Annotated in this window: 11 protein-coding genes; 2 read left to right on the forward strand and 9 right to left on the reverse strand. The window is 64.6% G+C overall.

Annotated elements, in window-relative coordinates:
• Window positions 1–20: 20 nt before the first annotated feature.
• A complete protein-coding gene (ligA, locus tag ACSH0F_RS06935; protein WP_435201239.1) occupies window positions 21–2090 on the reverse strand; it encodes an NAD-dependent DNA ligase LigA in 2070 nt (689 codons plus the stop codon).
• A gap of 76 nt (window positions 2091–2166) precedes the next feature.
• Between ligA and ACSH0F_RS06940 the strand changes: the two genes are divergently transcribed.
• Complete coding sequence (locus tag ACSH0F_RS06940; RefSeq protein WP_435201241.1) at window positions 2167–3165, forward strand: acyl-CoA thioester hydrolase/BAAT C-terminal domain-containing protein; 999 nt, start codon at window positions 2167–2169, stop codon at window positions 3163–3165.
• A 15-nt stretch (window positions 3166–3180) separates the two neighbouring features.
• On the opposite strand, the gene ACSH0F_RS06945 is transcribed toward ACSH0F_RS06940, so the two are convergent.
• The 8 genes from ACSH0F_RS06945 to proB all read right to left on the reverse strand — a co-directional run bounded on the left by ACSH0F_RS06945 (window position 3181) and on the right by proB (window position 12125).
• Window positions 3181–4128, reverse strand: a complete 948-nt coding sequence (locus ACSH0F_RS06945; RefSeq protein WP_435201243.1) for a hypothetical protein — start codon at window positions 4126–4128, stop codon at window positions 3181–3183.
• Entirely contained in the window at window positions 4125–4673 is a 549-nt protein-coding gene (locus ACSH0F_RS06950) for a hypothetical protein (protein WP_435201245.1), read from the reverse strand. The genes ACSH0F_RS06945 and ACSH0F_RS06950 overlap by 4 nt, the downstream gene beginning before the upstream one ends.
• 35 nt (window positions 4674–4708) lie before the next feature.
• Window positions 4709–6373 carry a DNA repair protein RecN gene (recN, locus tag ACSH0F_RS06955; RefSeq protein ID WP_435201247.1) on the reverse strand — a complete coding sequence of 555 codons (1665 nt, stop codon included), beginning with the start codon at window positions 6371–6373 and terminating at the stop codon, window positions 4709–4711.
• 61 nt (window positions 6374–6434) lie between these two features.
• Window positions 6435–8447: a CapA family protein gene (locus ACSH0F_RS06960; protein WP_435201249.1), complete on the reverse strand. Its 2013-nt coding sequence runs from the start codon at window positions 8445–8447 to the stop codon at window positions 6435–6437.
• A gap of 56 nt (window positions 8448–8503) precedes the next feature.
• Complete coding sequence (locus tag ACSH0F_RS06965) at window positions 8504–9307, reverse strand: outer membrane protein assembly factor BamD (RefSeq protein ID WP_435202187.1); 804 nt, start codon at window positions 9305–9307, stop codon at window positions 8504–8506.
• A 70-nt stretch (window positions 9308–9377) separates the two neighbouring features.
• Complete coding sequence (nhaA, locus tag ACSH0F_RS06970) at window positions 9378–10580, reverse strand: Na+/H+ antiporter NhaA (RefSeq protein WP_435201251.1); 1203 nt, start codon at window positions 10578–10580, stop codon at window positions 9378–9380.
• An 8-nt stretch (window positions 10581–10588) separates the two neighbouring features.
• Complete coding sequence (locus ACSH0F_RS06975; protein ID WP_435201253.1) at window positions 10589–10762, reverse strand: DUF465 domain-containing protein; 174 nt, start codon at window positions 10760–10762, stop codon at window positions 10589–10591.
• A 217-nt stretch (window positions 10763–10979) separates the two neighbouring features.
• Window positions 10980–12125, reverse strand: coding sequence for a glutamate 5-kinase (gene proB, locus ACSH0F_RS06980; protein ID WP_435201255.1), 1146 nt, complete (start codon window positions 12123–12125; stop codon window positions 10980–10982).
• Window positions 12126–12342: 217 nt separating this feature from the next.
• Between proB and ACSH0F_RS06985 the strand changes: the two genes are divergently transcribed.
• Window positions 12343–13110: a pyrroline-5-carboxylate reductase family protein gene (locus ACSH0F_RS06985; RefSeq protein WP_435201257.1), complete on the forward strand. Its 768-nt coding sequence runs from the start codon at window positions 12343–12345 to the stop codon at window positions 13108–13110.
• Window positions 13111–13140: the final 30 nt, after the last annotated feature.

Here is a 13140-nt window from a genome sequence, read left to right on the forward strand (position 1 = left end):
TTTCTCGACGAAGAGCATTGTTAACCTGCCGCCACGACGATCTCGGCCCATGCCGCTTCGTCGATCACTTCGATGCCGAGCTCTGCGGCCTTCTTGAGCTTGCTGCCCGCACCCGGTCCGGCGACCAGCAAGTCGGTTTTTGCGCTGACGGAACCACTGGTTTTTGCGCCGAGGCGCTCGGCCTGAGCCTTGGCCTCGTCACGGCTCATCGTTTCGAGCTTGCCGGTGAAGACGACGGTTTTGCCGGAAACCGGGCTGTCCTTCGTTTCGACTTCATAGCGCGGCGGGGAGACTTGCGCGAGGATGTCGTCCCACACGGCCTTGTTGTGATCCTCGTGGAAGAAATCGCCGAGCGCTTCCACCACGGCGCTGCCGATCCCGTCGATCGAGGTGAGTGAATTGCTCGCCTCTTCATCGCCCCCGCGGGCCTTTTCCGCCGCTTCGCGCAGCGCGGGCAACTCGTGGAAATGCTTCATCAGATCGCGTGCCGTGACGGCGCCGACGTGCCGGATGCCCAGGCCGAAGAGCAGCCGCGCTGCGTCGGGCTCGCGGCGCGCCTCGATGCTTTTCAACAGATTGTCCACAGACCGCTCCTTCCAGCCTTCCAGCGCGAGGATGTCCTCGCGGCGGTCTTGTAGGCGGAAGGTGTCCGCCGGGCTTTCGAGCCAGCCGAGCGCGAAGAACTGGTCGATGGTCTTCTCGCCCAGCCCGTCGATATCGAGCGCGCCGCGGGAGACGAAATGCTTGAGACGCTCGGTGCGCTGGGCGGGGCAGATCAGCCCGCCGGTGCAGCGCACGTCGACTTCGCCCTCTTCTGCCACCGCTTCGCTGCCGCATTCGGGACAGTGATCGGGGAACACGTAGGCTTCGCGCTCAGCATCCGGCGTGAGGTTTTCCACGAGCTGTGGAATAACGTCGCCCGCACGCTGTACCGCCACGCGGTCGCCGGGCCGCACGCCGAGCCGCGCGATCTCGTCGCGATTGTGGAGCGTGACATTGGTTACCGTCACTCCGCCGACCAGCACCGGCGCAAGGCGGCCGACCGGAGTGAGCTTGCCGGTCCGCCCGACCTGAATGTCGATGCTTTCCAGCGTGGTCTCCGCGCGCTCGGCAGGGAATTTGTGCGCCAGCGCCCAGCGCGGTGCCTTGGCGACGAAGCCGAGCCGCTGCTGGTAGTCCAGCCTGTTGACTTTGTAGACCACCCCGTCGATCTCGTACGGCAGATCGGGCCGCGCCTCGCCGATCGTCTCGTAATGCGCGAGCAGGCCCGCGAGATCGTCGACACAGGTGAACAGCGGCGAGATCGGGAAGCCCCACTCGCGCAAGCTGTCGACCACGCCATGCTGCGTCTCGCCCGGCACGTCCGACGCCGCCCCCCAGCCATGCGCCCAGAAGCGCAGCGGGCGCTGCGCCGTCACGCTCGCATCCTTCTGCCTGAGCGATCCGGCAGCCGCGTTGCGCGGGTTGGCGAACAGCTTGCCACCTGCCTCCTGCTGCGCAGCATTGAGCGCAGCAAAGGCCTGTTTTTCCATATAGACTTCGCCGCGCACCTCGAAGATCTCTGGCGGGCTGTCGGTCGCCAATTGCTGCGGAATGTCAGAGATATGCGCGACATTGGGCGTCACATCCTCGCCCACCTGCCCGTCGCCCCGCGTCGCCCCGCGGACCAGCCTGCCCTTCTCGTACCGCAGCGAGCAGGACAGCCCGTCGATCTTGTCCTCCGCCGTGAAGGCGAGCGGCGCGTCGTCGTCCAGCGCGAGAAAGCGGCGTACACGCGCAACCCATTCCGCGATTTCCTCGTCCGAGAAGCCATTATCGAGGCTCATCATCCGGACCTCGTGCGTCACCTTGCTCAGCGGCGAGGCGGCAATCGCGTGCCCGACATTCTTCGACGGCGAGTCCTCGCGCACCAGATGCGGAAACGCGGCCTCCAGCTCGGCATTGCGCCGGACCAGCGCATCGTATTCCTGATCGGTGATCTCGGGCGCGTCCTCGGCGTGATAGAGCCGGTCGTGCCGCGCTATCTGCTTCGCCAGCCGCATCAACTCGTTGGCGGCCTCGGCTTCGGTAGGCTTGATGTCGCTGCTCATCGAAGAATCATTGTCTCGCTCGGGATACCCGCCCTACCCATTACACATTGCGGATTGGCACAACAGGGGATGGGGAATGCGGGCACGGAGCAAGGTCGGGATTGGATGCTTCGTAATACTTCTCGCCATCATCGGCGCAGGCGCGTGGTTCTGGTTCAACCGTGAGCCGCGACCCATCGTCGTGGCGGAGGCTGGCGATGGCGGCGAACGCATCATGCTCGGCGAAACCCCCGCCAATTTCTATCCCGGCGCAGGCGAAGGACTGCGACCAGCCATCCTGCTGCTCGGCGGATCCGAGGGCGGACTGAAGGACTTTCGCAACGCCTACGCGCGCCAGCTCGCCGCCGAGGGCTATTCGGTGCTCTACCCCGGATACACAGCCACCGGAGAGGCGAACCGCGCCTTCAACATGGTACCGCTCGAGATTTTCGACGCGGCGCTGGACTGGCTCGCCGCGCGGCCGGACATCGCACCGGGTCCGGTCGCAGCGATCGGCCATTCGAAGGGCGCGGAGGGCGCCCTGCTGCTCGCCAGCCGCGATCCGCGGATCGGCGCGGTCGTCGCGGCCATGCCGAGCGACGTCGTCTGGCAAGGCTTCTCCTTCGACCAGGTCGACATGTCCGACCTGAAATCCTCATGGAGCGCCGGCGGCAAACCAGTGCCGTATGCGCGTTATGAGGCGCTGCCGTGGTACGAATGGGCTTCGGGTGCTACCATGCTCGACATGTTCGCGGGCAGCCGCGCGGCGGCGGAGGGGCAGGCCGATGCCCTCATCGCCATAGAGCGGATCGAGGCACCGGTGCTGCTGATCTGTGGCGAGCAGGACAATCTCTGGCCCGGCTGCGACATGGCCCGCAATCTGCGCGATCGCGCCGCAGCGGGCGGGCCAGAGGTCGAACTTCTCGCTTATGAGGATGCAGGCCACTGGGGTTTCGGCTCGGCCACCGATCTTGCCGAGGGGGACAAGCGCTACCTTGGTCGGATGGGCGGCAGCGAAAAAGCCGACATGGCAGCCCGCGAAGACCAGTGGCCGACGATCCTCGCATTTCTGGAAAGGACGACGAACGACCGATAACGCCGTGCCGAGGGCTCAGGATATCCATGAAACACCCGCCGTCTCGATCGACCATCCGCCGGGGATCGGCCGCATGATATAGCCCTGCCCCTCGCCGCCCATGTTGGCGAAGACACGCGCGCCCTCGGCTACGCATCGGTTGCGCCCGTCGCAATCGAGCCGCGCATCGACGAACACCGCGGGACTGTCGTCTTCGCGAAGCGCGACGCCGGCACCGTCCCAGCGGCACATCGGCGCTGCAAAGACATCGGTAAAACGGTCGGACAGGCGAGTTAGCATATCGGCGTCCACTTCGCGCAGGCAGGCGGGCCGGTTGTGGAATCCCTCGCCCTCGCGAAGGCCGGCGATCATATGCGCGAAGAGCGCCTCGCGCGGGTCCTCGATGCCGAGCACCTCCACCGGCTCGGCACCGCTTTCTGGACTGTTCCTGACGCTATCGAGAAAGCTGGGTGCAGGTGGTGGCGGGGGCGGCGGCGGTCGAAACTCCGGGTCGTCCATGCTAACCCGCTCGACCAGTTCCACGCTGTGGATCTGCGCTGCGGGGCCGGTGGCACACTCCTCCGGCACCGCCTGCGCGGCAAAATCGGCAATCGGCTGGGCCGTAGGCAAGGCACCTCCGCCGCCGCGGATCATGTCGCCGACCGCAACGCGCAAGCCGTCCGGCAATTCGACTGCAAACCCGCGCTCCGGATCGCGGACGATGCGGGTTCCTTCCTCCCATAGGATGACGGCTTCGTCAGGCGCGCCCGAAAGGTGAAAACACGGGCCACGCATGACCAGCGACCCCGCCTGGATCGCCTCCATCGCGCCGATATTGGTATAGGTGAGAAGCACCGTCCTCCCGTCGCCGCGCGTTTCGACGGGGAGCTTGCCGTCGGGCACTTCTGGCGTGGCTCTGTGGTCGTTGCTCGAACATGCCGCGACAAGGGCAAATGCCCACGCGATGGCGAGCGGGTTTTTCATGACGACCCATCGCCCGTCAGAACGATACCCAGATCTTCGCGCCGGATGCGCCATTCGCCGCGCTCGAACCGCATCCGGTAATAGCTCCAGCCATGCGGGCCATTGGCGTAATAGCCGCCCCAGCCGAGGCAGTTGTCCGGCGCTTGGCAGGAAAACTCGTTCACATCGAAGATTGCTGCCGCAACGCCGGTGTCGCGCGCGACGACATCGATGCCCCGATGCTCGCAGCGACCCAGTGACGAAAGCTCTGGAAAACGCTCGATCAGCGCGATCTCGATTTCGGGGGCGAGCGGCACCGGCTTCGACGTGGAAACCGATGGTTCGATGTTCATGGAGGCGGCGCAGACCACCTCGTAAGGCCGCTGCTCGCGCGCAAAATACTCGCCGAGCCTGAATTCCAGCAAGGCGAGCTTCGGGGTTGCGATGTCTTCGTAGAAGCCGGTTTCGATTTGCGGGTTCGGGGCGGCATAACGAGGCAGATCGCGTGCACATCCCGAGAGGACGAGCGCAACCATTGTGATCAGGATTAGACGCAGGCAGCTCATGTTATGGCAAACGCATAAAGGGCTGCCGGGTGCCCTCAGCCCCCCTCCAGCAGGCGATCCGCCTGCGCACGCGCCTCGGGCGTCACTTCCGCGCCGCTGAGCATGCGGGCGATTTCTTCCTGCCTTCCGCTCTCGTCGAGCAGGGCCACGCTGGTGCGGGTGACGGTACCGTCGGAGCTTTTGGCGATCATGTAATGCGTGCGGCCCCGCGCGGCGACTTGCGGGCTGTGGGTGACGGCGAGCAACTGGCCATCCGACGCCAGCCTTGCGAGCCGTTCGCCGATCGCACTGGCCACCGCGCCGCCGACGCCGCGGTCGATCTCGTCGAAGATGATCGTTGCCGCCCCGCCTTTTTCCGCGAGCGCGACCTTCAGCGCGAGGATGAAGCGCGACAATTCGCCGCCACTGGCAATCTTGGCGAGCGGAGCGAAATCGGCGCCGGGATTGGTCGAGATCAGGAACTCGACCGCATCCAGCCCATGTGCGCCCCAACGCTCTTCGGGAAGCTCCGTCACCGAGGTCCTGAAGCGCGCGGCATCGAGCTTCAGCGGCGCAAGTTCGCCCGCCACCGCCTCGTCCAGCCGCAAGGCTGCGGCCACGCGATTGGCATGCAGCGCCTCGGCCTCGGCGCGATAACGAGCGCCCGCCTCTTTCGCCGCGGCTTCGAGCGCGTCCAGCTCGGCCTCGCCGCCCTCGATCGAATCCAGCGCGGCGCGAAATTCGCGCATCTTCTCGGGCAGCTCGTCCACTTCGCAGCGGTGTTTGCGGGCCAGCGCGCGCAATTCAAACAGCCGCGTTTCCGCCGCATCGAGTGCTTGGGGATCGTGGACCAGTGCTTCGGCTGCCGCCCGCAGCTTGTCTTCCGCCTCGCCCGCTTCGATCACCGCTCGGTCGAGCGCGCCGAGCGCTTCCGCCAACAGAGGATGTTCGGGCGCGATCCGGTCGAGCCGCCGTGCCGCCACGCGCAATGCGGCCAGCGGCGAGTCCGAACCCTCCCAGATATGCCGCAATTCCTCGAGATCGCCGGACAATTTCTCGCCCTTCTGCATATCGGCACGCGCTTCGGCGAGGCGCGCTTCCTCGCCTGCCTGCGGTTCGAGAGCGGTGAGTTCGGTGAGGTGCGCCAGCAGCAGGTCCTGATCCGCCTTCGCAGTCTCTACCGCCTCGCGCGCCTCGCCCAGCGCATCCTCGGCGCTGCGCCACTTGCTCCACGCCTGGGCGACGCGGGCGGTGTCGGCGCCGGCAAAACGATCGAGCAAGGCTCGGTGGCCGCGCGGATTGACGAGGCCGCGATCGTCGTGCTGGCCGTGCAGTTCCACCAGATGGGCCGCCATTTCGCGCAGCAGGCCGACGCTCACGCTCTGATCGTTGACGAACGCTTTGCTCTTGCCGTCCGCCTTGAGCTGGCGGCGCAGGATCAACGGCTCGCCCTCCTCCACCTCGATATCGGCATCGTCGAGCAGTTCGGCGAGCGGCGCGGGCAGCGCGGCGAATTCGAAACTGGCAGTGACGCTCGCCTTGTCCTCGCCCGCGCGCACCAGGCCGCTGTCGGCGCGATTGCCCAGCACCAGGCCGAGCGAGTCCAGCAGGATCGACTTGCCCGCGCCGGTTTCGCCGGTCAGCACGCCGAGGCCGCGCCCGAAATCGAGATCGAGCGCTTCGATCAGCACGATGTTGCGAATGGCGAGCCGGGTCAGCATCGCCGGTGTGCTTAGCGCAGGCCGATGGCCGCGTCACGATGGCAGGCGGCGGGCCTGTGAATTATTGCGCGACGTGCGAGGCATGCCAGCGGTCGGCTTCGGATGAGCCGCTGACGCTCCAAGAGATGAGCTCGAAATCGTCGATGGCGATGGGTTCGAGATTACCGCTTTGCGCCGTCGAAACGAAGCGCAGGATCGGGCGGAAGGGGCGGGTGTTGCCATCCGCTTCCTCGGGTCTGACGAAATCGAAGCTAATGTCCTGCCATGCCTCGGCGGCGGGCATGTCTCGAGTTTCGAGGATGTCGCCGCGCCAGCGGGCGCTGGGCTGCTCGCCCGGCTGAGGTCGATCCTTGATGCGCAGCTCGACCCGCACCGCCACCGACAGCTTCACCCGCGCCCGCACAGTATATGCGCCGGCGGGCACATCGCGCAGGTAGGCGTGGGTGAAGAGTGTTGGGCTGGAGGCCACCTTTTCCGGGCGCAGCACAGCGTAGGCCTCGCCATCGCGGGAGGCGACTTCGAGACCCGCATCGTCGCTCATGAAGGCGCGCTCCATCGCATCACCTTCGCGCGCCATGGCGAAATCGCCGCGTCCAATGACATCGCGCCCCAATCGCATGCCTTCGCAGGCTGGTGCAAAACCGGCGAGCGTGAACTCGTCCGCGGCCCTACGATGGCAGCTAGTGGACATGCCGGCGCGCTGATCGGCATAGGCGACCACATGCCCGCCACTCATCGCAAGCTGTGTCCCGCGCTCAGCCGAGAAGCCGAACAGGCGGCGCAGGACGCGCTCGCGCATGGCGCCGACCGCAGGCATGGGTCGGTAATCGATCACGCCTACCGGCACGAACTCTGCACGCAGAAAGCGCCCCTTCTCGAGGATCGCACGGATAGCATAGGTCACATGGGTGCGAGGATGCTGCTGGTCGAACAGGAAGTTGCCGATCGACGGTGCGACCAGTGCCCTGCGATAGACCTCCACGCCCATAACGAGGTGCGGGTGATGGCCGATGGCGAGCGGCGCGCCCTGCTCCACCGCCTCGCGCAGGCGGCCGACGGTGGTTTCGCTGGGACGGTCGATATATTCCGCACCGCCGTGATATTGCAGCACCGGCACATTGCGGCGCTTGCGCTCGCGCTCGACGCTGCGCCTAACTTGCCCGCGCGTGCCGAACGCCGCGCCGCCTTTTACGGCCGTCGCGACCTGGTGCGCGCCGTTCGAGCCTTCCCAACCGACGAAGCCCAGCATGGCAAGCGACGTTCCGTCGACGTCCAACTCGGCAGCTCGATCGGCCAGCGTCTCGTCATGGCCCGCACCCGAATGGGCGAGGCCGGCGCGATCCAGCGCGGCGATGGTCGAGGCGATACCCGGCTCGCCGTAATCATAAATATGGTTGTTCCCGAGAGTGACGTAATCGACCCCGGCGCGTTTCAGCGCCGCTGCCAGTTCTGGCGGAGAGAAAAAAGTGATGCTTTTGCCCGGCAGGCGCGGTCCGGGAGCCTCGTCTGCCAAGACCGTCTCGAGATTGACCGACGCCAGGTCTGCGCTCTCCATGTAGGGGCGCATCGGCGCGAGCAGCCGGTCGAGATCTGCGGCGAGGCTTTCGCGGAACAGCAGTTGCCGTTGGCCAGAGGACGGCTCGAAATAGCGGCGTCCTGCCATGGTATCGCCGCCGAAGAACAGCTCGATCCGGCCCTCCTTGCGCGCCACCACTTCGATGGCCGGGATAGCGAGGCAATCGCAAGCATCGTCGCGCAGTTCGGCGTGGCCGAAAGTCTGTACGGCGGTGAAGACGCCCGGTCCGCGAATATCGAGCCGATAGATCGGAGCGATGGGCAGAGTAACGGCAAAGTGCCCGTCCGCCCCAAGGCCAACAGGCGCACCGTTTATCAGGACGGAGACATCGCGGAAGTCGATGCGGTCCCGTCGCCCGTCGAGGACGCCGCCGATCCGCACCTCTCCGGGTGCAGCGATCTCTCCGCCGACGAGCGCGTCGGCAGGATGGGCCGTCTGCGGGACCGCGCAAAGCGATGCCGCGACCACGGCGATAACGGATAGGACAAAGCGAGCCATACCGCCGAACCTACCGACGCAGCGGGAAAAATAGCGTTAATCGAGCCTGGAAAAGCTCAGCTGGCGGTGGCGCCCGGCGCGTGCCGCTGCATCAGCGCGAAAGCCTTCTCGTACCACTCGTTGCCCGGATAGTTAGCCCCCAGCACGGCAGCATACTTCTGCGCCTCGCTCGGAATGCCGAGTGCCAGGCTGGTCTCAGTCAGACGATAAAGCGCTTCGGGCGTGTGGCTGGTGGTCTGGAAATTCTCGACCACGTTCTGGAAGCGGATCTGCGCGGCGATCCACTGGCCGGACCGTTCGTAGTGCCGCCCGATCTCCATCTCCTTGCCGGCAAGGTGATCCTGCACCAGGTCGATCTTGAGCCGCGCATCGGCGGCGTATTGCGTGGTCGGGAAACGACGATTCACTTCTTGCAGCGCGGTCAGCGCCTGTTCGGTGATCTTCTGGTCGCGCTGCACATCGCTGATCTGCTCGTAATAGCTAAGCGCGATCAGGTAGTAAGCATAGGGCGCGTCTTTGTTGCCCGGGTGGATCGAAAGGAACCGCTGGGCCGACTGGATCGCCGGGTTGTATTCCTGTGCGACGTAATAGCTGAACGCGCTCATCAGCTGCGCGCGGCGCGCCCAGGGCGAATAGGGGTGCTGGCGTTCCACCTCGTCGAACAGGGCGGCGGCAAGCGTCGCATTGCCCGCGTCCAGCCGGCTCTTCGCCTCGCGGTACAGCGTTTCCACATCGCGCGCGACATAGGCGGTGTTCTTAAGGTCGTCCCCGCCACCGCGCCCGGCGCAGCCTGCGGTGAGGACACTGGCTCCGGCCACGAAACCGGCGAGAATGAGCTTGCTTGGGGAATGCGAATGCATGGTCATGGGGCCAGCCTATAGCCAGCGCCCTGCTGAACGCCAAGTGAAGTTCGTGCGCTTGTGCCCTGCCCTATGTCGCAGATACCTCGGGCTCGGACTCATCCAGCGACCGAGGCAGGCTCGACCGGATGAGCGCATAGCCAAGGATCGCCGCGATGGTCGATCCGCTGAGCACGCCCAGCTTCACAGCATCGACCTGCGCCGGATCGGCGAAAGCGAGATTGCCGATGAAAAGGCTCATCGTGAAACCGATCGCGGCCAGCAGCGACAGCCCGTGGATCTGCCTCCAGGTCACGCTTTCCGGCAGGGAAGCGATACCTGCCTTCACCGCTATCCACGCGAAACCGAAGATGCCCAATTGCTTGCCGACAAGCAGGCCAAGGGCAATACCAAGCGGCAATGGATCGAACAGCGACGCAGGCTGAATGCCCGCCAGTGTCACGCCGGCATTCGCGAAGCCGAAAATCGGTATCACCAGGAACGCGACCCACGGGTGCAACGCATGCTCCATCCGCTCGAGCGGCCGTGCATCACCGCGGGCCTGCATCGGCACGCACAGCGCTGCTGCGACGCCCGCGAGCGTCGCGTGCACGCCGGACTTCAGAATAAAGACCCAGAGCAGGATCGAAAGCAGGACATAGGGGATGCTCGAGGCAACCCGCATGCGTCCGACAAGGCCGAGCAGCAGCAGGACGATGGCACCCGAACCGAGCATCGTCATGTCGATGCTGCCTGTATAAAACAGCGCGATCACGGTTATGGCACCGATATCGTCGATAACCGCCACCGCCAGTAGCAGAGCCTTGAGCGCCACCGGCACCCGGGGGCCCAGCAGGGCCAGAATGCCGAGCGCGAAAGCGATGTCAGTCGCCGCCGGAATGGCCCAGCCTGCCAGGTTCTGCGGGCTGCCGCTATTGATGCCGACGAAGACGAGAGCGGGCAAAGCCATGCCGCCGATCGCCGCGACCAGCGGCAGGGAGGCCCTGTTCCAGCTCGACAATTGACCGTCCAGAACCTCGCGCTTCACTTCGAGGCCGACGAGGAAGAAGAACACGGCCATCAGGCCGTCGTTAATCCAGAGCAGCAGCGGCTTGTCGATGACGAAACTGCCGATCCCGGCCACCACCGGAATGTCCAGCCCAGCCAGATAGGCTGAGGACATGGGACTATTCGCGACGGTCATCGCGAGGATCGCGGCACAAATCAGGACGATGCCGCCAGCCGATTCCTTTTGCAGGAAATCGCGCAGCATGGGGGCTACTGCCTTCACCATGGCAAATCTCAGGCCGGAGCAGCGCGACGCGCAAGACGAGCGAACAGTCGCTTGGCGCGCGAACGCAGCAATTGCAGCCTTGCAAATTCGCCCAGGTCGGGCGCACGCTTGCGCAATTCCAGGCGCAGGCGTTCGTCAATGCGCTGGTGCATCAGCATCAGGCGGAACATGCGGGCGGTCATCGCTATCTCCTCGGTCGATATGTCTATCGATCGGATAGCCGATGCGCCTGGCTAGCTGGGAGGGGGGGAAGGGAAGCCCGCCAGCACGCATCGGCATATCCGATGCGGTCCGACATCACGGGAGGTCAAACGACCGCCCGCCAGAGGGGCCCGGTCCGCAAATACACAATTAGGATCGCTCGCCCTCGGTTCCAAGGAGAGGCGAAAATTTTTTGTCCTACTCGGTGATGGCGGCTGGTGCGTCCCACAGAAGATGGCGCGTTTCCAGCGGTACGAGGTTCGCGCCGCGAATGATTTCGCCCTTGGTGTGATAGCCGAGCAGCTGGTCGGCATCCGCGTCGGGATTGTTGGTCAGCACGCGCACTTCTTCCGAAGTGAAATCGCTAAGGCCGCGCGCCCGCTCGATACCCTGCTTGTCGTAGATATGCAGAACGTCGCCGCGCGTGAAATCGCCGTCCATCGAGATAATGTCCTCACGGCGGATAGCGCGCTCGCGACCTTCCATGGTTTCGAACACCGTGTCGCTGACCACGAGGCTGCCCGCCATTTGCAGGCGGTTGGCAATCCAGCTGTCCCAGCCCGAGATCGGATTGGGATAGGGGAGGATCTTGGTGGAGCGACGCTCTTGCGACAGGACGCTGGTGAGCGGCCGGTCGACTTCGCCTTGCGCAATCCATGTGGTGCAGCCGGCCTCTTGCGCCATGTTGGCAGCCTGCAGCTTGGTGGCCATGCCGCCCGTCCCCAGCGTACTCTTGCCCTTGGTGGCCTCCATATATTCGGAAACATCGGTGACTTCGGGCACGAATTTCGCTTCGGGATCGTCCGGATTGCGATCGTAGAGGCCGTCGACGCCGGTGAGAATGATGAGATCTTCCGCCCCGACCATCTGCGCGACCTTCGCCGCCAGCCGGTCGTTGTCGCCGACGCGGATTTCCTCGGTTGTGATGGAATCGTTCTCGTTGATGATCGGGATGACTTGCGCCTCGAGCAGGCGATGCACGGTGTTGCGCGTGTTGAGGAACCGGCGGTGGTCTTCGAAATCGCCCAGCGTCAGCAAAACCTGCGCAATCTCGAGGCCGAACTCATAGCCGACCTGCTTGTAGGCATTAAGGAGCAGCGGCATACCGCAGGCAGCGGCGGCCTGCTTGTCGGAAACCCCGGCGGACTCGGGCGTTTCCCCCACGATGCGCAAGCCCAGCGCGACGGATCCCGACGAACACAGGATGACCTCATGCCCCTGGTTACGAAGCCGCGCCATGTCCTCCATGAGGCGCTGGAGGAAGCCGAAGCGCGGGGTCAGCATGTCCTGGTTGGCGAGCAGCGCGGAGCCGATCTTTATAACAATCTTGCGTTTCTTAGTCACAATAGACAATCCATACGGCTTGAAATTTTCGACCCAGATGGTAGGTATCTATGGTGCAGTGCACAACCACAGATCGCAGATTTTTTTGGCGAATTCGATCTCGCAAATCTCTCTTACTAAAAGATCGGTTACGTTCTTCGCAAATCGGTTTTCACTGTTAAGCAAAAACAAGAATTAAACACGAAAGAGGCTAGTCATTACTTATTTCAACATCGTCATGGTCGGATGCGGCAAGATGGGAGGTGCCCTGCTTTCGCACTGGATGCAAGGGAACGAGCAGTTCACGGTTGTCGATCCGGCGCTGGACAGCGCTCCGGACGGCGCCCGGCTCGTCCGGGATCGCAGCGAAATTGCGAGCGAGACGTTCGATGTCGTCATCGTCGCGATCAAGCCGCAGATGATCGACGATATCCTGCCCGACTATGCCTCGATGCTGTCCGAGAATGGCTATGTGCTCTCCATTGCAGCCGGCTGCTCGCTGTCGCGCCTGTCACAGTTGATGGGCGGAGCCCCCGCAGTGCGTGTGATGCCCAACCTGCCCGCCGCCGTCGGCAAGGGCGTCAGCGGCTTGTGTGCGGACGACAAGGGCCGGGGCCCCGCCCTCGCCCATGCCGAAACGATGATGGGCCGCACCGGGACCGCCGTCGTCGTCGACAGCGAGGACAAGATCGATCGGGTAACCGCCGTGGCCGGCTCCGGCCCCGGCTATGTGTTCGAAATTGCGCGCGCCTATGTCGCCGCCGCGATGGAGATGGGCTTCGACGAAGACGAAGCGCGCGTTCTGGTTCTCGGCACGATCGAAGGCGCCACCGCAATGGCGCTGGAACCGGGAGCAGCCGGCCTCGAAGACCTGCGCAACTCCGTCACCAGCAAGGGCGGGACGACTGCCGCCGGGCTGGACGCGCTGAATGGCGACGGAACCATTTCCCGCAAGATGCGTGAAACACTTGAAGCGGCCTACAACCGGGCGGTCGAGTTGCGCTGATCCGCGCCTCCTGCCCCCTGACAAGAAAGC

Origin of the sequence: Qipengyuania sp. 902 (assembly GCF_051195295.1) — a bacterium.
In the GTDB taxonomy this organism is placed as follows: Bacteria; Pseudomonadota; Alphaproteobacteria; order Sphingomonadales; family Sphingomonadaceae; genus Qipengyuania.